Below are 25,896 nucleotides of genomic sequence, written 5' to 3'. Positions count from 1 at the left end.
AACTACCAATATTGCTCACTGGTGATATGCCCCGGTTTGCGGCGTAAGTGTTTTGTCATTCCACGCCGCTCTTTTAGCAGTTGCTGGGTATCTTTCACCATTTGAGGGTTACCGCATAACATAATATGGCTGTTGTCACTGTTCATCGTAAGTCCGGCAGCGGACTCAAGTTCGCCGTTCTCGATCAATGCTGGGATACGACCAGTCAATGAGCCGGGGTTTTGTTCACGACTGACGATAGTCTGAATTCGTAACTTGCCATTGAGACGTTCAACTAATTGCTGCATTAAGGGCAGATAGCTTAAATCTTGTGTTAGTCTGACTGCATGCACCAATACGATGTTCTTGAATCTATCCAGATGATCTCCTTGCTGGAGGATTGACAGATAAGGGCCAATGGCAGTCCCTGTTGAAAGCATCCATAATGTTTCACAATCAGGTATTTCATCAAGAATAAAAAAGCCTGCGGCTTGTTCTGTTACTAAGAGATCATCACCCGGTTGCAGAGCTGCTAACCGTGGGCTGAGTTTGCCTTCTGGAACCGTGACTAAGTAGAATTCAAGATTATTATCTATCGGGGCATTAACATAAGAGTAGGCCCGTTGCACCCGTTCATCATCTATTTCCATCGCCAGTTTTGCAAACTGACCCGCAGTAAATTCTTCAACCGGTGCATGTATCCTGATGCTGAATAAGGTATTCGTCCAGTGAATAACTTGTGTAACTTTTCCTGTAACCCAGTTTGCCATTGGAATTTATCTCCTATCCCGAAAGAAATCTCCGAACAGTTTGTTTTTACGTCGCTATTTTAGTCCTATAGGGATAAATACCATTATCGATTCTGTGTCATAGAAAAATTAACCATAATTTTATTAATATTTGGTTTATATGTGCATATTTGTTGTCATATATGGCGTAATTGACTGCAATTTTTTCTGAAAATAAAATTATGCACTACTTTTGTCTTTGGTGCAGGAATATGTTCTTTACGTCAGTTTTGATCTTGCTTTGTTGGTTACCATTGGCACATATACCCTATGGATTTCAAGATGCATCGCGACGGCAAGGGAGCGAATCCCCGGGAGCATAGGTAACTATGAGACCGGGGTGAGTGAGTGCAGCCAACAAAGAGGCAACTTGAAAGATAACGGGTATAGAATGCAACGCTAGGGATATGTCGTTTAATCATATAGTAAAGAAAGGGTGGTAATTTCACCCTTTCTTTATATTAATTAACCTTTATCTTCCCAATCCTGCGCACGGGCAACTGCTTTTTTCCAGCCATTGTATTTGTAATTACGTTCAGTGGTTTCAATGCTTGGACGGAATTCTTTTTCAATGGTGGCTTTACTTTTCACTTCATCCAGGTCTTTCCAGTAGCCAACTGCCAATCCTGCGAGGAATGCTGCGCCCAATGCAGTGCTTTCACGCACCACAGGGCGTTCTACACGGGTGCCAAGAATATCTGATTGGAATTGCATCAGGAAGTTATTGGCAACGGCTCCGCCATCTACCCGTAGTGCTTGCAACCGGGTGCCTGCATCAGCTTGCATAGCGTCCAGTACATCACGGGTCTGATAGGCGATAGATTCCAGCGTCGCACGAATGATGTGATTACTGTTGGTGCCGCGGGTTAGGCCGAAAATTGACCCTCGGGCGTAGGGGTCCCAATAGGGGGCACCAAGGCCGGTAAAAGCAGGGATCACATACACGCCGTTACTATTTTTAACTTTAGTGGCAAAATATTCGGAGTCAGCCGCATCTGCAATAAGTTTCAGTTCATCACGCAACCACTGAATAGAGGCACCACCAACGAAAACCGCACCTTCAAGTGCATAGTTCACTTCGCCGCGAGGACCACAGGCAATGGTTGTTAGTAGGCCGTGATTGGAGCGTACGGCATCTGTACCCGTGTTCATCAGTAGGAAACAGCCTGTCCCGTAGGTGTTTTTCGCCATACCCGGTTGGACACAAAGTTGACCATATAGAGCAGCTTGCTGATCACCTGCGATACCTGAGATAGGGATCCGGGTGCCGCCTTTACCGCCGATGTTGGTCTGACCATAAATCTCAGAAGATGAATGAACGCTAGGCAGTAGGGATCGCGGGATTTGTAACTCATCAAGAATATGTTGATCCCACTCCAGATTGTGAATATTGAACAGCATCGTTCGGGAGGCGTTTGTGAAATCGGTAACGTGGACACGGCCTTGAGTCATTTTCCATACCAGCCAAGTATCCACAGTACCGAATAGGAGCTCACCCTTTTCAGCTCGTTCACGGGCGCCTGCGACGTTATCTAAGATCCATTTTACTTTGGTGCCGGAGAAATAAGGGTCTACTACCAACCCTGTATTCTGGCGAATATATTCTTCTAATCCCTCTTTTTGTTTGAGTTTAGTACACGCGTCTGCGGTACGGCGACATTGCCAAACGATGGCATTGTAAATAGGTTTACCGGTTTCTTTTTCCCAAATAATCGTTGTTTCACGTTGGTTGGTAATCCCAATACCGGCAATCTGATCAGAACTAATATCCGCTTTCGCCAATACTTCTACTAAAGTTGAGCTTTGGGTTGCCCAGATTTCCATTGGATCGTGTTCTACCCAACCCGGTTTAGGATAAATTTGCGTAAACTCTCTTTGGGAAATTGAGATAATATTGGCGTCGTGATCAAGAATTATTGCTCGGGAACTGGTGGTTCCCTGATCAAGAGCGACAATATACTTTTTCTCAATCATATTTTCTGTTGTCATGATAATAACCTGTTCTGGTAATGCTCTACTTTAGGCTTTCTTTTTCTTCTGATCTTCAGTCTTATGAACATCAGATGGTAAATTACGACCAATAAGTTTGCGGTAGCCAAATGCTCCCACAATACCGCCGATAATGGGGGCGGTCAGAGTAACCAGACAGTAAGGGATTTCACGCCCACCCGTCAGGGCAATATCTCCCCAACCGGCCAGATAAGCAACTAATTTGGGACCAAAGTCACGGGCCGGGTTCAGCGCGAAACCGGTTAATGGGCCAAATGCACCGCCGATAACGGCAATCACAATACCAATCAGTAACGGGGCCAGAGGACCGCGGGGAATACCGTTACCGTCGTCAGTCAGCGATAGAATCAAACAGAGCAGAATGGCGGCAATGATAACTTCTATCATAAAAGCCTGAGAAATGGACAGTGGCGCCATTGGGTAAGTAGAGAATACACCTGCTGTAAACAGGCTTTCAGGCGTGCCACGAATGATATTGTGTACTTGTTCGTAATCAAGGAATACGCTGTAGTACATCATGTAAATGAGAACGGCAGCGATGAAGCCACCAATCATTTGGGCAATAATGAAAGGGATAACCTTTTTGCCATCAAAGCGGGCAAACAACCATAAGGCAATCGTCACTGCTGGGTTAAGGTGAGCACCGGAAACACCTGCGGTGAGATAAACAGCCAACGCAACGCTCATACCCCAAATAATACTGATTTCCCATAAGCCTAATTGTGCGCCGGCAATACGTGCAGCGGCAACACAGCCTACTCCAAGGAAAACCAATAGTGCGGTACCAAGAAACTCAGAGATACATTGTCCGGTTAATGTCGTGCTAGTGGTTTGGCTCATATGTTCTATCCTACAAAGAAGATTTTAGAGGCGTAATTATTATTGTCACCTTTCAGAAATTGAAAAGGAGATTATGTAAATTTATCGTTAATGAGCGGAAACGAGAAATAGCGAAATTAAAATGTGTGTGTTGTGTCAACAAAATGAGCGAATCCGCATTTATCCGCTATTTTGCTAAAAATTAAAGTGGGAGACATTTTGAGCTTTTTATTTGGTAGTTATTTTTCATGTGTTGGGGATGTTGCTAGACAGGGGAGCTTTGGCTACATACAATCAGACAATTGCTTATAAGGGGGAACCGAGAATGTCATTTGAAGTTTTTGAAAAGCTGGAAGCCAAGGTTCAGCAGGCGATTGATACTATTACCCTGCTACAAATGGAAATTGAAGAATTAAAAGAAAAAAATCGAGCTTTGTCTCAGGAGATCCAGAATGCAACCAGCGGCCGTGAGTCTCTGGCTCATGAGAATGAGCAATTAAAACAAGAGCAGCAAGTATGGCAAGAACGTTTGCGTGCCTTGTTAGGCAAAATGGAAGATGTTCAGTAATTAAAATTTCCAACAGACAAAAGAAGGGCGATCTGAAAAATCGCCCTTAGTTTTATCATACATTATCATCAGATGATCTCATCTTCTTCATCATCAAGTCCCAGTGGTTCTTCAGACAAAATGATACCGGTGTTATCGGCATACAAATAATCGCCAGAGAAGAAGGTGACACCACCAAAATTCACCCGGATATCGCTTGCGCCGGTCCCTTCATCACGACAGCCAGCAGGAATAGCGGCTATAGCTTGAATGCCGAGGTCGAACTCTGCTAACTGGTCAACCTGACGTACAGCACCGTAAACAACAATACCCTCCCATCCATTTTGCACAGCGAGTTGTGCCAGTTCAGCGTTAATTAATGCTTGGCGTACAGAACCACCACCATCTACCAGTAAAATGCGTCCATGACCGTTGTCTTCAAGCAGGTCGTAAAGTAATCCGTTGTCTTCAAAGCATTTAACCGTGATGATTTGACCACCAAATGAAGTACGCCCGCCAAAATTGGAGAACATAGGCTCTACCACATTTACTTCTTCTTGATAGATGTCACAAAGCTCGGAAGTATCATATTTCATAGGATTTACGTCTGGTTAAGGTATGGAACAGTCAGTATATCCCTTTCAGGCCGATGTTAGCAAAATCATCAATTATTAAATTGATATTGTTAACAGGTATCCAGAATGATTAAGTTACAACACCTTCGGAAAAACAGCACAAATATTGTCTAATTAAAAATAAGACCAACTGAAAATAGAATATTAGTCAATAATGCCGTCTTAACCATCTGTCCCAACATTGGTCGCATTCCTTCCGGTGTGGGTTCATTAAGTACATACCACATATGTTTGAACAACCAAGGCAGAGCGAGCAAGAACAACCAGCTTGACCAGCCAGACGGGTTTTGTATGGTGAATAATACCAAGCAGAGTATTGCTGTGATTATTAAACATCCATGATAATAACGGGCTTTTTTAGGGCCGAGACGGACTGCCAGGGTATTTTTGCCATGCCGTTTGTCATCTTCAATATCACGCAAGTTATTGATATTCAGAACAGCAGCAGAGAGAAGACCACAGGCTGTCGCCGGGAGTATGACAACTGAGTCAAAAAAACCTGCTTGAAGATAATAAGTACCGGCAACACTTAACCAGCCAAAGAAAATCAGTACTGAAATATCGCCAAGTCCCATATAGCCATAAGGCTTTGTACCGACTGTATAGGTAATTGCGGCAATAATTGCTAGCAGGCCAAGTGCCAAAAAACCGAATATATCGCTAGGTTCTTCACAGGCAACGGCAATCAAGGCGCTACCAGACAGACAAGTTAGCAGGACAATAATCTTCAGCACTTTTTTCATCTGTGAGATGGTAATAATGCCTTTTTGCATACCACGTAGTGGCCCGATACGCTTTTCAGTATCACTGCCTTTGATAACATCACCGTAATCATTGGCGAGATTGGACAGAATTTGCAGTATGGCTGCTGTTAATAGTGCTAGTAAGGCGACCGGTAGCTTGAAATGCCCTGTCCAGGCAGCAAGGGCTGAGCCAGTAATAATGGCGGCAAGGGCGAGTGGTAGCGTTTTAGGACGCAAACTTTCCAGCCATGCTTGAGTTTGACTGATGGAAGTTGATGAGTTCATTTCTGAGTTCACTTATTCCTGTAAATTTATAATGAATGATGGGAGGCATGCCTCCCATCATTCATTATATACCCGTTATCTTTCAAGTTGCCTCTTTGTTGGCTGCACTCACTCACCCCGGTCACATCGTTATCTATGCTCCCGGGGATTCGCTCCCTTGCCGTCGCGATGCATCTTGAAATCCATAGGGTATAGCGGATCAGAAATCGTATATACCGATTATAGGATAAAGCGGCTCAGATCTTCATCTGCAACCAATTCATCTAGATGCTTTTTAACATAGTCGGCATCAATATCAACTGACTGACCACGACGTTCACTGGCTTCGAAGGAGATATCTTCTATCAGCCGCTCAAGCACAGTATGTAGGCGACGGGCCCCGATATTTTCGGTCGATTCATTTACCTGCCATGCGGATTCTGCAATTTTGCTAATGCCATCATCCGTGAAACTGATGATCATACCTTCCGTTTCCATCAGTGCTTTGTACTGTTCCGTCAGGGATGCACTCGGTTCAGTCAGAATACGCTCAAAATCTTTTGTAGTGAGTGCCTGTAACTCCACTCGGATTGGCAGACGCCCTTGTAATTCAGGGATCAGATCGGAAGGACTGGCAACCTGGAATGCACCTGAGGCGATAAACAGGATGTGGTCTGTTTTTACCATGCCGTGTTTAGTGGATACTGTACAACCTTCCACCAATGGTAACAGGTCACGCTGAACACCTTCACGGGAAACATCAGGGCCTGAAGTCTGGCCTCGTTTGCAGATTTTGTCGATTTCATCAATGAAGACAATACCGTGTTGTTCAACGGAATCAATAGCCTGTTGTTTCAATTCTTCCGGGTTAACTAGTTTAGAGGCTTCTTCTTCGATCAGTAGCTTGAAAGCATCCTTGATTTTTAGCTTACGAGATTTGTGTTTCTGACCGGCAAGGTTCTGGAACATAGATTGCAACTGATTTGTCATCTCTTCCATACCCGGAGGCGCCATGATCTCGACGCCCACAGGTGTGGTAGCAACATCAATCTCGATTTCTTTATCATCAAGTTGACCTTCACGTAGTTTCTTACGGAATGCCTGGCGTGCGGCTGATGGCTCGACTTGCGTCTCCGTTTGTCCCCAGTTATTTTTGGCTGGTGGGATCAGGACATCCAGAATACGCTCTTCTGCCAATTCTTCTGCCCGATAACGGTTTTTTTCGATGGATTGCAGGCGGACCATTTTAACCGCGGCATCGGTCAGATCACGGATGATAGAATCGACTTCTTTACCAACATAGCCAACTTCGGTGAATTTTGTCGCTTCGACTTTGATAAACGGCGCATTTGCCAGTTTTGCCAGGCGACGGGCGATTTCGGTTTTACCTACCCCAGTCGGACCAATCATCAGGATATTTTTAGGTGTTACTTCGTAGCGCAGCGTTTCATCTAGCTGCATACGACGCCAGCGGTTACGGAGTGCGATAGCTACAGCGCGTTTCGCTTTGTCCTGACCAATAATGTGTTTGTCAAGTTCGCTGACAATTTCGCGTGGAGTCATTTCAGACATACTATCTACCCTTACGCTTTTGAAGGAAGTTCTTCGAAGTTGTGATTATGGTTGGTATAAATGCAGATATCACCGGCAATGGTTAACGCTTTCTCTGCAATTTGTCTGGCGCTGAGATCGGTATTCTCCAGCATTGCTCGTGCGGCAGATTGGGCGTATGGGCCACCGGAACCAATGGCAATGAGGTCATTTTCTGGCTGAATGACATCGCCGTTACCTGTAATGATCAGGGAGGTATTTTCATCTGCGACTGCCAGCAGAGCTTCCAGTTTGCGTAGCATGCGATCAGTGCGCCAGTCTTTAGCAAGCTCAACCGCTGCTTTGGTCAGATGCCCTTGGTGCATTTCAAGTTTACGTTCAAACAGTTCAAACAGAGTAAAAGCGTCTGCTGTACCGCCGGCAAAACCCGCGATTACTTTGTCATTATAGAGGCGGCGAACTTTACGGACATTGCCTTTCATGACGGTATTACCCATCGTTGCCTGTCCATCACCACCGATTACGACTTGGCCATTACGGCGAACACTTACGATTGTAGTCACGAGTAAGCCCTTGGTTACAAAAATAGATAAATGTGACGCATGGTACTTTCCCATAGGGTATACGGCTATCGAAAATACCGTGTGCACGGTGTTAGCAGTATAGATGGGGGAGAATTATCATTTTTCAACCCCCAGTAACACGGAGAATGCAACCTGATACGCCAGCGCCTTTCAGACGTTCCCGCATTTTTTCTGCGGTGTTTTTACTGTAGGGACCAAGAACAACACGATGCCAGCCGTCTCCCGTTGTGATCTGGCTTTCAATACCCGCAAATGCCAGATTGGCACGTACTGATTCAGCTTGGTCCATATTGCGGAATGAACCACATTGTAAAATCATACGCTGTGCCTTTTCTACGGGCTTAGGTTTACTGGTTTCAGCCGGTGGTAGAGTTTGTGGCTGAACTGGCTGAGTCTGCATGGGTTGTTGTGGTAACGTTTGTTGAGGTTGTGGCCTTGTTTCCAGCGGTTTTTGTGTTTCCGTTGATGGCTTGATGATCACTTGTGAACGCGGCACTTGAACGCCATTGTATGGCACTTCTGGTAGTGAAGTCGCCGGTTGGCGCATATCCGCCTGCATTTGTTCAAGTAACTGCCGTTGCTCTGCGGTCAGCTGAGTTTGTGAATTGCTTTGCCCCCCGGATGAGGGATCACGTGGTGTCTCGATGCCAACGGGGCGATTTTCCAATTCTTTGATATAGCGCCAACGTTCTTCTGGTTTTGGTGGTAATCCATTGTTTTGCTGAGAATGTTTTGGCAGTATTTCTGGTTCGCTTTTCTGTTTATTGTGGGTAATAAAGTAAAGGCCACCAATAAAGATAACGACTAAGGCTATCGCGATGACCAGCGTTGCTTTTGGCAGCCCCTGGGCTTGGTGTTTTTTCTTATCGGTATTTTTACGGCGGGTGTTTGAACGCCCGCGACTCACATAATCTCGTTGTGCCACTGTCTAATTCGCTGAGTAATTTAAATAAAAGAAAATAAACGATATGTTACTTAACCTGCGGTTATTTGCCTAGCTTTTAGGCGAACAGGTGCTTTGCCGAATAATTAATTCCGATTCCAGTAACTGAGAACCGCCTGAAGTTGTGTGACCCTGGATTTGATCTAGCAACAGTAACATTGCCTTGTGACCAATTTGATAACTGGGCTGTCCAACGGTTGTCAACGGCGGATCGCTGTACGTGGCGAGACTTAAGTTATCAAACCCAATGATTGATAAATCTTCCGGTATTTTTAAGCCCATTCTTTTAGCCTGCCACATCACGCCAATTGCCATAACATCGCTGTGGCAGAAGATGGCTGTAGGGGGATCCAGCAGAGAGAGCAACTGTTCAGTCAGCTTTGCGCCGCTTTCATGGGTAAAGTGACCTTGGACAATATAATCTTCACGAATTGTCCCACCAGAGCGACGCAATGCTTGGATATATCCCTGACGGCGATAGCGGCAAATCGGTATATTTTCTGGACCGGAGAGGCAGGCAATGCGTTTATGTCCCAATGTTTGCAGATAATGAGTCGCATTGAATGCGGCGGTCAGGTTATCAATATGAATAGTCGGCAGTTCTAGCTCTGGTGCAAATTCGTTTGCCATTACCATTGGCGGTAGGTTTTTTTGTTCTTCTTTGCTGGCATCAAACGGGATATTCGAACCCAGTAGCAACAGACCATCAATTTGTTTGGTGACAATCAGGTTGAGAAACGCGTGTTCCTGTTTTTGCTGATGTTGGCAATCACCGATTAAAACCAGATAGCCATGTTGTTCCGCTGTCTCTTCAATGCCGCAAATCACATCAGTGAAAAAGGGATCGCTGATATTTGGCACTATCACTAAAATAGTTTTTGACTCACCGCGTTTAAGATTACGGGATAAATTATTTGGGTAATAGCCCACAGCCAGTACAGCTTGTTCCACTTTTTGTCGGGTCTGGGAAGAAACCTTTTCTGGATTCATGAGTGTTCTCGATACTGTTGCGGTAGAAACGCCAGCCACTTCAGCGACATCTTTCATTGTTGCGGAGGTGCCATTCTTTTTCTGCTCCAAAACTCACTCCTCATTTCCTGACTGATTAGTTAAATGATTGTCATTTTCTGGTTGCCGGGAAACCGTCAGTGACTTTAAGGAAAGTAACGACATGCGGTTTAAGGTTATGACAATGTTATTAAGGGATCATTCTAAACAGTTTGGCAAATTCATTTATTCCTTAGTTTGTAAAAAAGTGTGATATAAATCATTTATTCGATATGGCTCGCAAATTAGTGAGTAATTTTTCATTGGTTACGGATTGTTGGGTGTGATTTTTTAAATAGCAAATAAGAGTATGTTTAATCTGCTCAGGTTATGTGTTTTAAAATAGAGGCGATTAATTACTAACTGTCTGTTGGATCAACATCGATATTCCATTTCACTTTTCGGGTTTGCGGTAAAGCTGTTATCTGTGGATAAACCAGTGCCATGATTTTTTGTAAAACAGTTCTGGATGGATGTTGAATTAATAGTTGCCAACGATAACGACCACTTCTTTTTGACTGTAATGCAGGAACCGGGCCCATGATCCATAAGTTATCATCCCGCAAAGGGTGGTGTTCAAAAAGCAGGCGCAGTTGTTGTAAAAAAGCAGGTGCTTGCTGATTATCGTGATCTTCTGACCGCAAGATAATATGGCTGGTAAATGGTGGTAAAAACACACTCTTACGTTCATCCATAGCTTGAATAGCGAAAGCATCGTAGCCTTTATTGAGCAAAATTTGCAGTAATGGATGGTCAGGATGATGAGTCTGAAGAACCACTTCTCCTCGTTTACCAGCCCGACCAGCCCGACCAGAAACTTGTGTATAAAGTTGTGCGAAACGTTCTGCTGCCCGAAAATCTGCTGAAAACAAGGCACCATCAACATCGAGTAACGCGACCAGTGTGACATCAGGAAAATGGTGACCTTTTGCCAGCATTTGGGTGCCAATCAGTATACGGGCATTTCCGGCGTGAATGTCAGCCAGTTGTTGTTCCAGTGTTCCTTTGCGGCTAGTGGTATCCCTGTCAATGCGGGTAACGGGTACATTAGGGAATAGGGCTGAAATACCGTCTTCAAGCTGTTCTGTGCCAAGGCCAACAGGTTGAAGATGAGTAGAACCGCATTGCGGGCACTGACGGGGAACGGGGCGCTGGCTGTCACAATGATGGCAACGTAACTGACGATGGTATTGATGCAGCGTGTAATAATGGTCACAGCGTTGGCATTCTGCAATCCAGCCACATTCATGGCAGAGTAGGGCAGGTGAGTAACCGCGGCGGTTAAGGAAAAGTATGACCTGATTATTGGCTTGTAGATGTTCTTCAATACGTTTTATTAGTGGTTGAGATAACCCGATTTTGAGTGGTAAGCCTTTTAAGTCCAACAGATGCTGAGTCGCTGGCTGAGCATAACCTGCCCGTTTGGACAATGTTAGCGTACGGTATTTGCCTTGTTGCACATTGTAAAGTGTTTCTAGTGCTGGGGTCGCAGAGCCCATGATCACCGGGATATTCTCTTTTTTTGCTCTGAATACCGCTAAATCACGGGCATGATAACGCCAGCCCTCCTGTTGCTTATAAGAGCTGTCATGTTCTTCATCAATAATGATGATGCCAAGGCAGGCGAAAGGGGTAAATAGGGCTGAGCGTGTACCGATGACAATGGCGTTTTCACCTTGTCGCGCTCGTAGCCATACAGCAAGACGTTCACTGTCATTCAGGGCTGAATGAAGAACATCAACCGGTGCGTTGAAACGTTCACGGAAGCGACGGATGGTCTGTGGTGTCAGGCCAATTTCCGGTACAAGTATCAGCGCTTGTTTACCTTGCTCCAGAATATTTTCCAACACACTGAGATAAACTTCTGTTTTACCTGATCCGGTGATGCCCGCCAGTAACCAGGGAGAGAATTGCTGGTCTTCTGCACGGATAGCACCAACTGCTGTGGCTTGTTCGGTATTCAATTTCAGGCGTTCGCCGGTGATTTGGAAGTGATTTCGCCAGTTCTCAGATTCAGGTTGCACAGGGTATAAATCGATAAGTGACTTCTTTTTGAGCGATTGGAAAGCGCTTTCGCTCAGTTCCAGTTCTGTAATCTGATGGCGATATATTGCTTTACGGCGTAGGGTTGCCAGTACTTGCTGCTGTTTTGGCGAGCGTTTCAGTTGCGCTAGCGGTAATTCAGCGCCTGTTGGCGTGACTTGCCATTGCCATAGTGGAGTTGATTCCGCGGGTTTTCCTTGACGAAGCAGCACCGGCAATGCATGGAACAGGACTTCACCGATGGGGTAATGGTAATAATTGGATGCCCAGAGCAATAATTGCCAAAGGTTTTCTGGAAATAAAGAGTGAGTATCGAGAATAGATTCTATGGTTTTCAGTTGTTCTGCCGGAATATCACTGTTGTCAGTTATCCCAGTGATGATACCAATCGCTTTACGTTTGCCAAAAGGGACTGTTACCCGCATTCCTGCAACGGGTAATTGACTTTCTGCGGGTAGCAGATAGTCAAAAGAGCGGGTAAGAGGGACAGGCAGAGCAACCTGAATAACAACCATAAAATTATTCCGTAAAATCAATGGGTAAATTAGAATGTAATCAAAAATTGATTACAGAGTACCATAGGTGTTGAGTGGATTTCATTGCGAGATAGGCAGATCTTCTGTATGATCCGCCGCCTTTGGTATGGAAGATACCAAACTCATTTTATCAACACGACGTGTGGTGTCTGGCGGCAACAGGGCTGGATAGCGACACGGCCTTAACAGAGGTTATCCCATGAAAAAAGGTATTCATCCTAAATATGAAGAAATTACTGCAACCTGCTCTTGCGGTAATGTAATACAAGTCAGATCTACCGCTGGTCACGCTTTGAACCTAGACGTATGCGGCCAATGCCACCCATTCTATACGGGTAAACAACGTGATGTTGCTACTGGTGGTCGTGTTGATCGCTTTAAGAAACGTTTCAATGTTCCAGGTGTCAGCAAATAGTTGCAGAATTGAGCCTGTCCATGATGACAGGCCGACTGGTACTAACGCCCGGTGTTTTGCATCGGGCGTTTTGCATTTTAGCCAAAATAAAAAATCCCTGAATTTTTACAGGAGTTTTTTTCGCTACTATCAATATTCCCAGGTATCAGGATCAATACCTAATTCCCGCATGATTTTTTTGGCTACCTCTGGGATTTCATCATTACGCTCTTTACGTAAATCAGCATCATCGGGCAGCGGCTGTCCAGTAAATGCATGCAGGAATGCTTCGCACAGCAATTCACTATTAGTTGCATGACGCAGGTTATTGACCTGGCGACGAGTGCGTTCATCAGTGAGGATTCTCAACACTTTCAAAGGAATTGAAACTGTGATTTTCTTCACTTGCTCGCTTTTTTTGCCATGTTCAGCATAAGGGCTGACATATTCACCGTTCCACTCAGCCATGGGGTACCTTAAATAGTCGTAAAATCATAAAATTAAGCCAGATAACAGCACCAGCTTTCGTTGTGACATATTGCCATTTTATCGTGATTTCCTTATCAATTATACAGTTATAGTATATGCGATAAACTAATGGCTACTAATAAATAAAGCACCATTAGTTATGATGAATAATTATCCCATTGTCTAATCTAACCGTAAAGAGGTTTGGATGTCTAGATGTATTGACGTCTACTGTGGTAGCGGATATTCTTCCCTGACTTAATTTATGACAGATAGTGGTAGCTGATATGACACGCAAGCCGGCAACAATAGCAGTTCGCAATGGGCTGAATAATGATGAACAGTATGGTTGTGTTGTTCCGCCTATATATCTTTCCAGCACATATAATTTTACTGATTTTAATCAGCCAAGGACACATGATTATTCCCGCAGGAGTAATCCGGGTCGAGATATGGTGCAACAGGCATTAGCTGAGCTGGAGGGGGGAGCGGGTGCTATCATGACCAGCAGTGGAATGTCAGCCATTCACCTGTTATGCACGGTTTTCCTTCAACCTGGCGATCTGTTGGTTGCGCCTCATGATTGTTATGGTGGCAGTTACCGTTTATTTGACAGCCAGACTAAACGCGGTGCTTATGACGTGGTTTTTGTCGATCAGAGTGATGAACAGGCATTAAAGCAAGTCTTGTCCAAAAAACCAAAGTTGGTATTGATTGAAACGCCCAGTAATCCTTTATTGCGTATTGTCGATATTGCTCATATATGCCAGCTTTCCCATGAGGTAGGGGCGACAGTCATTGTTGATAACACTTTCCTGAGCCCTGTACTACAGAAGCCGTTGGAATTGGGGGCAGATCTGGTTGTGCATTCCTGTACTAAATATCTTAATGGACATTCTGATGTGATTGCCGGAGCTATTATTGCAAAAGATGAAGAGGTTGCAACGGAACTCGCTTGGTGGGCGAATAATATTGGTGTGACCGGTGCGGCGTTTGATAGCTACCTGCTGTTGCGCGGCATGCGCACTTTATCGCCACGGGTCCTGTTACAGCAAAAGAATGCATTGGAGATCGTCAATTATCTTCAACAGCAACCGTTAGTGAAAAAACTTTTTTATCCTGCTTTGAAAGATCATCCTGGGCATGAAATTGCTCGTAAGCAACAATTTGGTTTTGGTGCAATGATAAGCTTTGAATTCGATGGTGGTGAACAGGCGATACGCCGTTTTCTGTCTGAGTTAAAGTTATTTACTTTGGCGGAATCACTGGGCGGTGTGGAAACCTTAATTTCTCATACGGCTACCATGACTCACGCTGGCATGTCAGCACAGGCAAGGGCGGAAGCGGGGATTACGGATTCACTATTGCGTGTTTCTGTGGGTATTGAAGATAGTCAGGATTTAATCGCTGATTTGGAAAATGCATTTCAGGCAGTAGTAAAGGAGTGACCATGAGTACACTGGTAGTTGCAACGGCGGAAAATGACCGCCAATTACATAAGTTTGGTGGAAGTAGTCTCGCGGATGTGAAATGTTATCAACGGGTGGCCAAGATTATGGCTAATTACAGCCAACCCGGTGATTTAATGGTGGTATCCGCGGCAGGCAGCACGACTAACCAGTTAATTAATTGGCTTAAACTTAGCCAGAGCGACCGTATTTCTGCCCATCAGGTACAGCAGGTTCTGCGCCGTTATCAGCAGGATCTGATTAGAGGTTTGCTACCTGAAACTGTTGCTGAAGAGTTGGTGAAGCGTTTTATTGCCGATCTTGAAAAGCTAAGTGCATTACTGGATAAACCCGTTAGTGATGTGACTTATGCAGAAGTGGTGGGGCACGGAGAGATCTGGTCCGCGCGTTTGATGTCGGCTGTGCTTGAAGTTCAGGGTATTCCTAGCGCTTGGGTGGATGCTCGCCAGTTTTTACGCGCGGAACGGGCAGCTCAGCCGCAAATTGATGTTACCCTTTCCCAACCATTGCTAAATCAGTTGCTAACACAAAACCTAAATAAACGACTGGTGGTGACCGGTTTTATCTCCAGTAATCATGATGGAGAAACGGTGTTATTGGGGCGAAATGGCAGTGACTACTCCGCAACTCAGGTTGGGGCTTTGGCAGGGGCGAGGCGGGTAACCATCTGGAGTGATGTTGCTGGTGTCTACAGTGCTGATCCGAGAAAAGTCAAAGATGCCTGTTTGTTACCATTATTACGCTTAGATGAAGCTAGCGAACTTGCTCGTCTTGCCGCACCCGTGTTGCATGCTCGTACCTTACAGCCTGTTTCCTTCAGTGATATTGATTTGCTACTACGTTGCAGCTACCAACCGGAGCAAGGATCAACGCGTATTGAAAGGGTTTTGGCTTCTGGGACTGGCGCAAAAATTGTTACTAGTCATGATGATGTTTGCCTAATTGAGTTGCATGTGGCCGCTCATCATGATTTTAAACAGATATACAAAGATATTGATCTGTTGCTAAAGCGAGAACAAATTCGTCCATTGGCGACAGGTATCCATCTAGACTGTAATTTGATTCAGCTCTGTTACACTTCCGAAGTGGTGAATAGTGCATTGGGTGTGCTGGAAGATGCTACGCTTCCGGGGAGACTTTCCCTTAGAGAAGGTTTGGCGCTGGTGGCACTGGTTGGAGCTGGTGTATGCAAGAACCCATTACATTGCCACCGTTTTTATCAGCAACTTAAAGATCAGCCGGTAGAATTTATCTGGCATGCGGAGGATGGTATCAGTCTTGTCGCTGTGTTGCGGACTAATCAGACTGAACATGTGATTCAGGGGTTGCATCAGAGTTTGTTCCGGGCTGAAAAGCGGATTGGTCTGATTTTGTTTGGTAAAGGAAATATTGGCTCTCGTTGGTTGGAGTTATTCGCTCGTGAGCAGAAAAACATTTCGGCTCGCAGTGATTTTGAATTTGTTCTGGCCGGTGTGGCGGATAGTCGCCGGAGTTTACTCGACTATCAAGGGATTGATGCTAGTCGAGTATTAGCTTTTTTTGATGACGAAGCGACAGAATATGATGTTGATGGATTATTTCTGTGGATGCGAGCGCATCCTTATGACGATTTGGTGATCCTAGATGTGACGGCGAGTGAAGAACTAGCTCGATGTTACAGCGATTTCGCCAGCTATGGTTTCCATGTTATCAGTGCCAATAAAATTGCGGGTGCTTCCAATAGCAGTGATTATCGTTTCATTCGTGATGCATTTACCAAAACAGGTCGCCATTGGTTTTACAATGCAACAGTTGGCGCTGGCTTACCTATCAATCATACCGTAAGGGACTTACGGGAGAGTGGTGATACCATTTTGTCCATTAGTGGCATTTTCTCCGGCACATTATCTTGGCTGTTTCTGCAATTTGATGGTTCAGTACCGTTTAGTGATTTAGTTGAACAGGCGTGGCAACAGGGATTGACAGAACCTGATCCGCGCATTGATTTGTCTGGTCAGGATGTGATGCGTAAATTGATTATCCTTGCCCGTGAAGCAGGGTATGAGATTGAGCCAGAGCAAGTGCGTGTTGAGTCACTGGTGCCGAAAGACGCAGAGTCAGGCTCTATTGAACAATTCTTTGATAATAGCGGTGCTATCAATGAGCAGATGGTGCAGCGATTAGCCGCGGCGCAGGAAATGGGCATGGTGCTGCGTTATGTTGCCCGTTTTAATGCGAATGGTAAGGCAAAGGTGGGTGTTGAGGCGGTACGTCCTGATCACCCATTGGCGTCTTTGCTACCGTGCGACAACGTGTTTGCGATTGAGAGCCGTTGGTATCGTGATAATCCGTTAGTGATCCGTGGGCCGGGGGCTGGTCGTGACGTGACCGCCGGAGCGATTCAGTCTGATCTTAACCGCTTGTCACAACTGCTTTAAGCTTTCTAGCCTCCACTGATTGATCAAATGTGATTTCCTTCGCTTGATATTTGAGGTAACGAGAGGGTGGATGCTCTGAACAGGGCATCTTTCCTCATTGCTGTTTTAGGCATCGATCTACTAAAGATTCCTCGATGAATTTTTTTCCGATTCAGGGTGAATATTCCTCACCGATTTAACTCAACTTTGTTGTTGACTAAAAAATGCCGATCCCTCATTTTATTTAGACGTCTAAACGTATAGGTGTTTAGATGTGCAAATAAAAGTAACTGGCAAATTATTAAGATGGGAAATTATTCCGTTTGTTAACGAGGTGCAGGATATGAGTTTTTTTCACGCAAATCAGCGCGAGGCGCTGAATCAGAATCTGGCTGAACTGGAAGGACAGATCCGTGTTTCATTTGAATTCTTTCCACCGCGTACAGCCGAGATGGAAAAAACCCTGTGGAAATCCATTGGTCGTCTGAGCACCCTCAAGCCTAAATTTGTTTCTGTTACTTATGGTGCTAACTCTGGCGAGCGTGATCGTACCCATAGCATAATCAAGGGAATAAAAGAAAAAACCGGCCTTGAAGCGGCTCCGCACCTTACTTGTATTGATGCCAGTCGCGATGAATTGTGCGAAATTGCCCGTGATTATTGGAAAAATGGTATTCGCCATATTGTGGCTTTGCGGGGTGATTTACCGGAAAACGGTGAAAAACCTAAAATGTATGGAGTTGATCTGGTTGAATTACTTAAGAAAGAAGCTGATTTTGATATTTCCGTTGCGGCTTACCCTGAGGTGCATCCTGAGGCAAAAAGTTCTCAGGCTGACCTGATTAGCCTGAAACGAAAAATTGATGCGGGGGCGAACCGTGCTATTACTCAATTCTTCTTTGATGTGGAAAGTTACCTACGTTTTCGTGACCGCTGTGTGACTGCCGGGATTGATGTGGAAATTGTACCGGGAATTTTGCCGGTATCCAATTTCCGTCAGCTTAAACGTTTTGCTGTAATGACCAATGTGCGTATTCCAAGTTGGATGACCAGAATGTTTGATGGACTGGATGATGATCCTGAAAGCGCAAATTTAGTTGGTGCTTCTATCGCAATGGATATGGTGAAGATTTTAAGCCGCGAAGGTGTGAAGGATTTTCATTTTTATACCTTAAACCGTGCAGAACTGAGTTATGCAATTTGTCATACTTTGGGTGTTCGTCCTTAATCATTGGCTCTTATTAAGAAATGTTGCTTAGTAAGAGCATATTTTTTTCGCAGTATTGTTATAAAGAGTGAATTCTTATTATGTGAATCTACCGGATAAATTAATTAAAATAAGTTGAAATTAATACATTATTGCATAAAATTTACTGATTTACTTAGCTTGGATCAAGGAATTGCTTTTCAAACACGTTTCACCTTGCGCGCAGCATTTATTGCGTTTTGTAAAGCAGCATTGGGAGCGAAAGCGTCATTCAAAGCGGTTGTGAATGCCTGAAAATCCTGGACTGTCATTGTTATGCGAGAGTCTCTATCTAATAGCTCACGTGCTTTCTCTTTAGCTGCTGTGCGCACGAATGCAGCCATTGTTGTGCCCATTAAAGCTGCGGCGCGAGAAATAACTTCCTTTTCATCTGTGTCCATCTTTAAATCAAATCGAGCGATAGCAGTCATTATCATTCCTCTTTAAATACGGCAAATTAACGTATACGGTATTTTTCTGTATAAAAATTGAGTAAGCAAGTTTTAATATTGAGTTTGTATCCCCACACTACATTATCATTGTTAGATCATCTCGGTTTAATAAGTAAAGTTCGCCATAATCCTTCGTCCAGTATGAACTGTTGTGGTTCAATAATTCTGGGCATCTATCCCCGGATAACCCTTCTCTTCTGACACCTAAAATAGATAAAAATCGGGTCACTTTTTTACATAAGCAGGGTAGGAGAAATACTAAGATACTCTTAATCAACTCAACCTATTTTGGAAAGAATAATGCATATTCAGCATATTGGCGGCCATACACCGCTTAGCCAAACGCAAGCTCCTCAGCACACGGCATCTTCTCCTCTACTCGAACAAGGTAACCGCTTGTTCGAACAGTCTGTTCGGCGAGGTCCTTTGCATTTCCAGAGTTCGGATCTCAAGCATTTGATCACCGAACTGCGCCAATTGCAGAGTGCTCCCAACAGTGCGCAAGCCCAACGGGTGCAGGATGCTATCCAGCACTGGGAGAACCACCACCCTAAAGAGGTGGTGGCCCGTAGCTCCCGCCTTACCGAGCTTAAACAGGCTCTGGCAGAACAAGGCGCTGTGGTGCGCACTCTCCAGCCAAAGGTGATGACGGCCGGTCCCCAAGCGATGTTGCAGCAGGCTATGCCAGCTTTACAGAAGATGGGAACTTACGCATGCACTGATGCCGGCACTTTCGTTAGCAAGCAGAATCCTCATTATCAGCAAATCATGGAGAGATTGAGGTTATTCAATGACAACCCGGACCGCCTGAGGGGTAACAGCCAGGCCAATATGATGTCCAACATGGCGGCTATCGCCGCTAGACAAGGCAACGTCAGTTTCAACCAACTGCAATCTATCGCCGCCCGGGTCGCTCAAGCTCAGGCTGGTTGTTGCACCACTTTAGCCTACTCTGCGGCAGCCGAACTGATGAAGCACAATCAAGATGACCAGCAGCGCATTGAGGTAGTCGCTCATCGTGGCGCCAAGGGGCATAGCCAGACCCACTGCTTCGTGGTGGTCGGTCGTGATCCCAATAGTGAGCTCAGCAAACCCGAAACTTGGGGCTCCCAGGCATATGTCATCGATCCTTGGGCTGCGACCATAGGTGGTAAACTGCAAGGCACGTCGAGTAATCCTCCGATCGCTAACCTGTGGCCGCCGACTGAATCTGTGTTTGACAACCATAAAAGGTAACCAGGGTAACTATGTTCAATGCCTTATTATCGGAACTGTGCCGACGCCTTGGGCAGACCGAAGAGTCTCTGCATTCGGAGGGGCTCGATCTACCTCTCGGCCCTTTTAGTTTGCATATCCGCCAACGCGATGAGTTGGTAACTTTGTTTATTCCACTAGGTGATGTCGAACTTTGTTCGTTGGCTACACTGGCCGATTGGCCAACATTGCAACTGAGCCGTAGTGGTGAGGGAGAGACTCTGCTTTGGAGCCGTGAATGGTTGGAGAGGCTGGATGCTGAGCTGTTGACCAACTTGGTCGAGCGGATGTTACAGCAAGCCAGGGACCTTACGGCTACGGCGCCTATCACTGAAAGCCAAGAGTGGCCGCCGTTAAGTATTCAAGGGAGTTCGTGGCACAAAGTTTAGGTGAAAAACCTTAAGAAGCTTTAAGAGATTAATCAGGTGTATTATTGCAAGCCACGAGCGATATTATTTTGTGCATTCGTTATACCATTCGTTGATTAATGACTTTATTACTGGGTACAGGCACTCCTACAGAGGGAGCCTAACGGAAATAATTTGTGAGAAATTCACCTAGGTAAACTTTTAAATTAATTTTATATATTTGCCTAATTACGAGGCTAAACCATCGGCGTCGATACCTGTACGTAAAAATAAACAAGGGCGGTTTCCCGCCCCTCTTAATAGACGCCTAAATGGGTTTTAGCAGGTCAAAGAATGCTGATCTGCGTTGACATGGTATTTCGAGGCCAATTAGCAGAAGTGTTCTGGTAACTGAAGATACCATTCTGGTAGCCATCGAGGCTGTATTCTTTCAGGAAGCCAACCACAATTTGGCCCGCAGCACATGGCCAATTGTAGTGCCCGTTTGTAATGCAAACTGGTGTAGAAGAGTACAGTGAGTATGGCAGTGTAGCGCCGTTCATCCAAGCAAAGGAATTGTAGCCGTAGCCAATTTCCAGAACGGCGGCGCGGAGCTGTTGTCCTCCGTGATTGCAGTTTGTCACCGGCAAGTTGGAAGTGTATTCCCATCCGCAATTCGTTGAGCCAACGGCATAGACCCACATATTGGTTAGCGGAGGTGCGGCGACGTAAGCTACCCCAGATTTAGCGTCGAGCTTTTTCTCTTCTTCAGCCCGGATAGGGCTCTCAGGGTTAGGCAGTAGCTGAGGTTGAGCTGCCAAGGCATTTTGAGCAGTAGGGACCTCCTTCGGTTGCTCTGTTTGGGCATAGGCATTAACGCCAAACAAGGAAGCAAGAGATAACAACATGGCAAGTTTATTTTTCTTCACGACTGAATCCTCTTAGAAATGGAAAAGCACAATTCTAGGGAAGTGGGCGAAAATCACATTATTAAATTTTATTTATGTAATGATCGAAATTTTTGCGGGGGTTATTGTTTGCTTGCTTATCTCACTGAGGAACAAAGGTGGACAAATAATAAGGAGTTTTTCTTTAATTGCTTCGCCTGGTGAGAAATAACTCCTTTTTCGTTGTCTATTGAGCACATTTTGTGCTGGGTTGTTTGGGAAAGATTCCAGTACTGTGCTCAATAGTGTCACTATAATCGCGTGGAGGTTGTTTCCTCCTGACAGCAACTAACCTGTATTTCGCATTCCTGCTGCGATACCGGCAATGGTGACCATCAACGCTTGTTCAACCTGAGGATCGGGATGTTGCTGCTGACGGGAACGCAGTAATAGTTCTGCCTGTAAGACGTTGAGTGGATCAGTGTAAACATTACGTAGGGCGATTGATTCTGCAATCCATGGTAGATCTGCCATCAGGTGTTCATCTTTAGAAATGGTTAATACCGTCTTAATATCTGCGGAAAGTTGCTCGCGCAGTTTCTGACCTAACGGCCATAAGTTCTTATCTACCAGACGATGATCATAATATTCCGCTAGCCACAAATCAGCTTTGGCGAAGACCATTTCCAACATACCAATCCGAGTGGTAAAAAAAGGCCAATCACGGCACATTTCTGCTAATACATCCTGTTTCCCATCATTTATAACTTGTTGTAGCGCGGTGCCTGCACCTAACCAGGCTGGCAACATTAGGCGATTCTGTGTCCAGGCGAAAATCCACGGGATAGCGCGTAAACTTTCTACTCCACCCGCCGGATGACGTTTGGCTGGACGAGAACCTAAAGGCAGTTTAGCTAATTCCTGTTCTGGTGTTGCCGCACGGAAATAAGGTACAAAATCGGGCTGTTCACGTACATAATCGCGATACATCTTGCAGGAAACATCAGACAGGGTATCCATCACCTGATGCCATTCTGGTTTAGGCTCCGGCGGTGGTAGGAGGTTTGCTTCCAGAATCGCACTGGCATATAAGGCTAAGCTACTGATAGTGACCTGTGGCAGACCGAATTTAAAGCGGATCATTTCACCCTGTTCAGTCACGCGCAGGCCACCTTTCAGGCTTCCCGGTGGTTGGGAAAGCAGAGCAGCATGTGCTGGTGCGCCGCCACGGCCAATGGTACCGCCGCGACCGTGGAACAAGGTCAGCGTGACGCCTTCTTTTTCACAAGCTTTGATTAGTGCATCTTGTGCGCGGTATTGCGCCCATCCCGCAGCCATCACCCCGGCATCTTTTGCCGAGTCAGAGTAGCCAATCATCACCATCTGTTTGTCCTGAATCAGAGTGCGATACCATTTAATATTCATTAATTGCTGAATGACATTTTCGGCATTATTCAGGTCATCAAGGGTTTCGAACAATGGGGCAACGGGTAAAGTGAACGGACAACCGGCTTCTTTCAGTAGCAAGTGAACCGCTAATACATCAGAAGGTACTTTAGCCATTGAGATAACGTAAGCGGCGATAGCGTCTTGAGGTGACTCGGCAATGACTTTACAGGTTGCGAAAACCTCTTGCGTTTCAGCGCTTGGTTGCCAGTTATGTGGGATCAATGGACGTTTGGAGTGCAGTTCATACAGTAGGAAAGCCTGTTTTTCTTCTTCTGACCAACTGGCGTAGTCACCTAATTCTAGGTATTGCGTCAGTTCAGAAGCGGCAGTTGTATGGCGAGTGCTTTCTTGGCGTACATCAATACGTACCAGCGATAAGCCGAAACAACGGATACGGCGTAAGATATCTAATAATTGACCGTTGGCGATGATTTCCATCCCGCAGGTTTTTAGTGACTGATAACAGGCGTAAAGTGGTTGCCAAAGCTGTTCGTTATCCACCAGCAAATCAGTTGGTGGCAGAACTTGTTCTCCTTTCAGTTGTTTCTCCAAATAGGTCAATGTATTGCTGAGTTGTGTCCGCAACTTTTTAGCAATTTCTCGGTAAGGTTCTAGAATTTCATCACCACCTGCTAATTTACGAACTTCTGGTGTACATTCAGACATGGATAGCTCAGAAACCAGAACCTGAATGTCTTTTAGGAATAGATCGGCTGCTTTCCAGCGGCTAAGCAGTAATACATGACGAGTGACTTCAGAGGTGACATTCGGGTTGCCGTCTCGGTCGCCGCCCATCCAGGAAGTAAAGCGGACAGGTACCGCTTCAACTGGCAGGCTGTAATCAATTGACTCTTCCAGTTGTTCATTGAATTCACGCAGGAATGCTGGCACAGCCTCCCACAAGCTGTTTTCCACCATAGCAAACCCCCACTTCGCTTCATCAATTGGGGTAGGACGGATTTTGCGGATTTCATCGGTATGCCATGATTGGGCAATTAACTGGCGCAGGCGGCGCATAATGTTATTACGCTCATAATCCGCCAGATCATCGTGATCGAGTTGCGATAGACAGGTGTTAACGGCTACCAGTTTATGGATCAATGTACGACGAGCGATTTCAGTTGGGTGAGCGGTGAGAACCAGTTCAATAGACAGTTCATTTACCGCTTTTTTCAGATCGTCATTATTGAAATTTTTTTCTTTTAAGCGGGTGAATAATTTCGCTAACGCAACGGGGTTGCTGGCAGCTTCACCATGCGGGGAGATACTGTGATATTGTTCTGCGACGTTTGTCAGGTTGAGAAATTGATTGAAAGCACGGGCAACGGGTAGCAATTCATTATTAGATAGGTTTTGCAATGTAGATAATAGCTGCTGGCGGTGTGCTTCATTACCTGCGCGGGACGATTTGGATAATTTGCGGATAGTCTCAACTTTATCGAGAATATCTTCCCCTAAAGCTTCTTTGATCGTGTCTCCGAGCAGCTTACCTAGCATGCTGACATTACTACGCATTGCAGAATATTGTTGGTTCATGTGACTCTTAGCCTTTATTGCTGGCAGAATGTTGATTCTGTTCCTGTAGAAAAATTTTATTTAAGTGGCGGGAAGTTATTTTTTGTGGCGCCACAGTGTTGCATTGACCCTAAGCCCTCATATTCATATCAGAAAATAATCAGTTTGGGCGAAATTTCTAAAATTTAATGGTAGGTCATGGTCTATAAGTATTACTTATGTATCAGGAAGCTTGGGAAGAGTACTTTTGTTAATTGTTATGATGCTTGAGTCCCCCTGACTTTTGGGGGACGAGTAAAACAATTAATCATTGCTTAGACAAAAATGATCTATTAACTGAGAAATTATCTTTCTGGTGGGTTTAATAAATGACATATCAATGAACTCATCCGGTTGATGTGCCTGTTCAATAGAACCAGGGCCAAGGACTAAAGTTGGGCATACTTTCTGAATGAATGGTGCTTCGGTACAGTAGTTGACCGTTTCAGCTTTGCGGCCTAGCAGTTTCTCAATCACGTCAACCATCTTGTGATCAGTTGGGCATTCATAACCGGGAATAGGGGAATGTAATTCATCGATAGTTAAGCGGCCAGGCCAGCGTTGCTTCACTGGTTCCAGTGCTTCATTTAGCAGTCCGTTCAGATCCTGTAACGTTAGTCCCGGTAACGGGCGAATATCCATATGCAATTCACAATGGGCACAAATACGGTTTACTGCGTCACCTCCATGAATATAGCCGAAGTTCATGGTTGGGTGTGGAATGGTAAATGCCGGGTTGTTGTAACGCTCTTTTAGCGTATTGCGTAGTTCAATCAGGTGACCAATAGATTCGTGCATCAAGTCAATGGCGTTTATACCACGGTCTGGATCACTGGAGTGCCCGGATTGGCCAACAATGCGGATAGCGTTCGATAAATGTCCTTTGTGTGCACAGATAGGATGCAATGAAGTGGGTTCACCAATAATAGCGAAATCTGGGCGGATAGTGGTACTTGCAGCAAAATAGCGGGCTCCCGCCATTGTCGTCTCTTCATCTGCGGTTGCCAGAATGTACAGCGGACGGGTTATTTTACTGACATCAATGTCCCGCAACGCATCAATAATAAAGGCGAAAAAGCCTTTCATGTCTGCTGTACCTAAACCGTACAGTTTGTTATCGCGTTCTGTCAGGGTGAACGGATCTTTAGTCCAGAGCCCTTCGTCAAAGGGTACGGTATCAGTGTGTCCACACAATAGTAATCCACCTAGGCCACGCCCCAATGTTGCTAGTAGATTGTATTTTCCGAGGGCTTCGGGGACGGGCTGTATCTCAATCTCGAAACCAATTTCTTTCAGCCAACTTGCCAATAGGTTGATGAGAGACTCGTTACTTTGGTCAATACTGACATCGGTGGCGCTGATAGATGGCGTCGCGATTAATTGCCGAAATAGCTCAATAAATGGAGGTAATTTAATATTCACTGTTGACAGCCTTTATTCATGATAGTATCAATATTCATGCATTTTTTTTGAATAAAAATACATTATCCC

Annotated in this window: 23 protein-coding genes; 8 read left to right on the top strand and 15 right to left on the bottom strand. The window is 45.2% G+C overall.

Annotated features, from left to right (window positions below):
* Positions 1 to 2 precede the first annotated feature (2 nt).
* Positions 3 to 749, bottom strand: coding sequence for a ferredoxin--NADP(+) reductase (gene fpr / locus LGZ98_RS07245; protein WP_113042993.1), 747 nt, complete (start codon positions 747 to 749; stop codon positions 3 to 5).
* A 211-nt stretch (positions 750 to 960) separates the two neighbouring features.
* On the opposite strand from fpr, the gene LGZ98_RS07240 reads away from it, so the two are divergent.
* A complete protein-coding gene (locus LGZ98_RS07240; RefSeq protein ID WP_146748101.1) occupies positions 961 to 1,170 on the top strand; it encodes a hypothetical protein in 210 nt (69 codons plus the stop codon).
* Between the two features lie 62 nt (positions 1,171 to 1,232).
* Here LGZ98_RS07240 and glpK read toward each other — a convergent pair whose 3' ends face one another.
* Together glpK and LGZ98_RS07230 are read right to left on the bottom strand one after the other, a co-directional pair.
* Positions 1,233 to 2,756 carry a glycerol kinase GlpK gene (gene glpK, locus LGZ98_RS07235; protein ID WP_112895294.1) on the bottom strand — a complete coding sequence of 508 codons (1,524 nt, stop codon included), beginning with the start codon at positions 2,754 to 2,756 and terminating at the stop codon, positions 1,233 to 1,235.
* A 30-nt stretch (positions 2,757 to 2,786) separates the two neighbouring features.
* Positions 2,787 to 3,617 carry an MIP/aquaporin family protein gene (locus tag LGZ98_RS07230; protein ID WP_113042991.1) on the bottom strand — a complete coding sequence of 277 codons (831 nt, stop codon included), beginning with the start codon at positions 3,615 to 3,617 and terminating at the stop codon, positions 2,787 to 2,789.
* 304 nt (positions 3,618 to 3,921) lie between these two features.
* Between LGZ98_RS07230 and zapB the strand changes: the two genes are divergently transcribed.
* On the top strand, positions 3,922 to 4,164 hold the full coding sequence (gene zapB / locus LGZ98_RS07225; RefSeq protein WP_113042990.1) for a cell division protein ZapB: 243 nt from the start codon (positions 3,922 to 3,924) through the stop codon (positions 4,162 to 4,164).
* A 68-nt stretch (positions 4,165 to 4,232) separates the two neighbouring features.
* Here the strand turns inward: zapB and rraA are convergent, their stop codons facing one another.
* From rraA to priA, 7 genes are all read right to left on the bottom strand, one after another.
* Positions 4,233 to 4,739, bottom strand: coding sequence for a ribonuclease E activity regulator RraA (gene rraA, locus LGZ98_RS07220; RefSeq protein WP_113042989.1), 507 nt, complete (start codon positions 4,737 to 4,739; stop codon positions 4,233 to 4,235).
* A gap of 149 nt (positions 4,740 to 4,888) precedes the next feature.
* The gene (locus LGZ98_RS07215) at positions 4,889 to 5,806 is read right to left on the bottom strand and encodes a 1,4-dihydroxy-2-naphthoate polyprenyltransferase (RefSeq protein WP_262977872.1); all 918 of its coding nucleotides are present in this window, start codon (positions 5,804 to 5,806) and stop codon (positions 4,889 to 4,891) included.
* A gap of 219 nt (positions 5,807 to 6,025) precedes the next feature.
* Positions 6,026 to 7,357, bottom strand: coding sequence for an ATP-dependent protease ATPase subunit HslU (gene hslU, locus LGZ98_RS07210; protein ID WP_113042985.1), 1,332 nt, complete (start codon positions 7,355 to 7,357; stop codon positions 6,026 to 6,028).
* A gap of 11 nt (positions 7,358 to 7,368) precedes the next feature.
* Complete coding sequence (hslV, locus tag LGZ98_RS07205; RefSeq protein WP_036780122.1) at positions 7,369 to 7,899, bottom strand: ATP-dependent protease subunit HslV; 531 nt, start codon at positions 7,897 to 7,899, stop codon at positions 7,369 to 7,371.
* 124 nt (positions 7,900 to 8,023) lie between these two features.
* Positions 8,024 to 8,845 carry a cell division protein FtsN gene (ftsN, locus tag LGZ98_RS07200; RefSeq protein WP_113042984.1) on the bottom strand — a complete coding sequence of 274 codons (822 nt, stop codon included), beginning with the start codon at positions 8,843 to 8,845 and terminating at the stop codon, positions 8,024 to 8,026.
* Between the two features lie 69 nt (positions 8,846 to 8,914).
* On the bottom strand, positions 8,915 to 9,943 hold the full coding sequence (cytR, locus tag LGZ98_RS07195; protein WP_113042982.1) for a DNA-binding transcriptional regulator CytR: 1,029 nt from the start codon (positions 9,941 to 9,943) through the stop codon (positions 8,915 to 8,917).
* A 326-nt stretch (positions 9,944 to 10,269) separates the two neighbouring features.
* Entirely contained in the window at positions 10,270 to 12,468 is a 2,199-nt protein-coding gene (gene priA / locus LGZ98_RS07190; RefSeq protein WP_113042981.1) for a primosomal protein N', read from the bottom strand.
* Between the two features lie 220 nt (positions 12,469 to 12,688).
* On the opposite strand from priA, the gene rpmE reads away from it, so the two are divergent.
* On the top strand, positions 12,689 to 12,904 hold the full coding sequence (gene rpmE / locus LGZ98_RS07185; protein ID WP_112878949.1) for a 50S ribosomal protein L31: 216 nt from the start codon (positions 12,689 to 12,691) through the stop codon (positions 12,902 to 12,904).
* A gap of 129 nt (positions 12,905 to 13,033) precedes the next feature.
* Here the strand turns inward: rpmE and metJ are convergent, their stop codons facing one another.
* On the bottom strand, positions 13,034 to 13,351 hold the full coding sequence (metJ, locus tag LGZ98_RS07180) for a met regulon transcriptional regulator MetJ (protein WP_113042979.1): 318 nt from the start codon (positions 13,349 to 13,351) through the stop codon (positions 13,034 to 13,036).
* Positions 13,352 to 13,638: 287 nt separating this feature from the next.
* On the opposite strand from metJ, the gene metB reads away from it, so the two are divergent.
* The 3 genes from metB to metF all read left to right on the top strand — a co-directional run bounded on the left by metB (position 13,639) and on the right by metF (position 18,444).
* Positions 13,639 to 14,799 carry a cystathionine gamma-synthase gene (metB, locus tag LGZ98_RS07175; RefSeq protein WP_113042978.1) on the top strand — a complete coding sequence of 387 codons (1,161 nt, stop codon included), beginning with the start codon at positions 13,639 to 13,641 and terminating at the stop codon, positions 14,797 to 14,799.
* Positions 14,800 to 14,801: 2 nt separating this feature from the next.
* Positions 14,802 to 17,237, top strand: coding sequence for a bifunctional aspartate kinase/homoserine dehydrogenase II (locus LGZ98_RS07170; protein ID WP_262977871.1), 2,436 nt, complete (start codon positions 14,802 to 14,804; stop codon positions 17,235 to 17,237).
* A gap of 322 nt (positions 17,238 to 17,559) precedes the next feature.
* Positions 17,560 to 18,444 (top strand): methylenetetrahydrofolate reductase, encoded by an 885-nt coding sequence (gene metF, locus LGZ98_RS07165; protein ID WP_113043071.1) that lies wholly within the window; start codon positions 17,560 to 17,562, stop codon positions 18,442 to 18,444.
* A gap of 179 nt (positions 18,445 to 18,623) precedes the next feature.
* Here the strand turns inward: metF and LGZ98_RS07160 are convergent, their stop codons facing one another.
* Entirely contained in the window at positions 18,624 to 18,893 is a 270-nt protein-coding gene (locus tag LGZ98_RS07160; RefSeq protein ID WP_158536575.1) for a type II toxin-antitoxin system TacA family antitoxin, read from the bottom strand.
* A 582-nt stretch (positions 18,894 to 19,475) separates the two neighbouring features.
* Between LGZ98_RS07160 and LGZ98_RS07155 the strand changes: the two genes are divergently transcribed.
* Positions 19,476 to 20,150 carry a hypothetical protein gene (locus LGZ98_RS07155; protein ID WP_262977870.1) on the top strand — a complete coding sequence of 225 codons (675 nt, stop codon included), beginning with the start codon at positions 19,476 to 19,478 and terminating at the stop codon, positions 20,148 to 20,150.
* 11 nt (positions 20,151 to 20,161) lie between these two features.
* Positions 20,162 to 20,557 (top strand): type III secretion system chaperone, encoded by a 396-nt coding sequence (locus tag LGZ98_RS07150; protein WP_228900137.1) that lies wholly within the window; start codon positions 20,162 to 20,164, stop codon positions 20,555 to 20,557.
* A gap of 305 nt (positions 20,558 to 20,862) precedes the next feature.
* Here the strand turns inward: LGZ98_RS07150 and LGZ98_RS07145 are convergent, their stop codons facing one another.
* The 3 genes from LGZ98_RS07145 to argE form a co-directional block, all read right to left on the bottom strand.
* A complete protein-coding gene (locus LGZ98_RS07145; RefSeq protein WP_262977869.1) occupies positions 20,863 to 21,444 on the bottom strand; it encodes a YolA family protein in 582 nt (193 codons plus the stop codon).
* Positions 21,445 to 21,750: 306 nt separating this feature from the next.
* A complete protein-coding gene (ppc, locus tag LGZ98_RS07140) occupies positions 21,751 to 24,387 on the bottom strand; it encodes a phosphoenolpyruvate carboxylase (protein WP_262977868.1) in 2,637 nt (878 codons plus the stop codon).
* Between the two features lie 282 nt (positions 24,388 to 24,669).
* On the bottom strand, positions 24,670 to 25,827 hold the full coding sequence (gene argE / locus LGZ98_RS07135) for an acetylornithine deacetylase (RefSeq protein WP_113042964.1): 1,158 nt from the start codon (positions 25,825 to 25,827) through the stop codon (positions 24,670 to 24,672).
* Between the last annotated feature and the right edge of the window lie 69 nt (positions 25,828 to 25,896).

Source organism: Photorhabdus kayaii (genome assembly GCF_025384895.1).
Classification (GTDB): domain Bacteria; phylum Pseudomonadota; class Gammaproteobacteria; order Enterobacterales; family Enterobacteriaceae; genus Photorhabdus; species Photorhabdus kayaii.
This window is presented reverse-complemented; position numbering and strand designations above follow the sequence as displayed.

Bases quoted from the DNA above. Each gene is read 5' to 3' on its own strand.
- metB (WP_113042978.1), top strand. From the start codon at position 13,639: ATGACACGCAAGCCGGCAACAATAGCAGTTCGCAATGGGCTGAATAAT.
- fpr (WP_113042993.1), bottom strand. From the start codon at position 749: ATGGCAAACTGGGTTACAGGAAAAGTTACACAAGTTATTCACTGGACG.
- zapB (WP_113042990.1), top strand. From the start codon at position 3,922: ATGTCATTTGAAGTTTTTGAAAAGCTGGAAGCCAAGGTTCAGCAGGCG.
- hslU (WP_113042985.1), bottom strand. From the start codon at position 7,357: ATGTCTGAAATGACTCCACGCGAAATTGTCAGCGAACTTGACAAACAC.
- LGZ98_RS07215 (WP_262977872.1), bottom strand. From the start codon at position 5,806: ATGAACTCATCAACTTCCATCAGTCAAACTCAAGCATGGCTGGAAAGT.
- LGZ98_RS07160 (WP_158536575.1), bottom strand. From the start codon at position 18,893: ATGACTGCTATCGCTCGATTTGATTTAAAGATGGACACAGATGAAAAG.
- LGZ98_RS07230 (WP_113042991.1), bottom strand. From the start codon at position 3,617: ATGAGCCAAACCACTAGCACGACATTAACCGGACAATGTATCTCTGAG.
- metF (WP_113043071.1), top strand. From the start codon at position 17,560: ATGAGTTTTTTTCACGCAAATCAGCGCGAGGCGCTGAATCAGAATCTG.
- rraA (WP_113042989.1), bottom strand. From the start codon at position 4,739: ATGAAATATGATACTTCCGAGCTTTGTGACATCTATCAAGAAGAAGTA.
- rpmE (WP_112878949.1), top strand. From the start codon at position 12,689: ATGAAAAAAGGTATTCATCCTAAATATGAAGAAATTACTGCAACCTGC.
- LGZ98_RS07170 (WP_262977871.1), top strand. From the start codon at position 14,802: ATGAGTACACTGGTAGTTGCAACGGCGGAAAATGACCGCCAATTACAT.
- ppc (WP_262977868.1), bottom strand. From the start codon at position 24,387: ATGAACCAACAATATTCTGCAATGCGTAGTAATGTCAGCATGCTAGGT.
- metJ (WP_113042979.1), bottom strand. From the start codon at position 13,351: ATGGCTGAGTGGAACGGTGAATATGTCAGCCCTTATGCTGAACATGGC.
- glpK (WP_112895294.1), bottom strand. From the start codon at position 2,756: ATGACAACAGAAAATATGATTGAGAAAAAGTATATTGTCGCTCTTGAT.
- priA (WP_113042981.1), bottom strand. From the start codon at position 12,468: ATGGTTGTTATTCAGGTTGCTCTGCCTGTCCCTCTTACCCGCTCTTTT.
- LGZ98_RS07150 (WP_228900137.1), top strand. From the start codon at position 20,162: ATGTTCAATGCCTTATTATCGGAACTGTGCCGACGCCTTGGGCAGACC.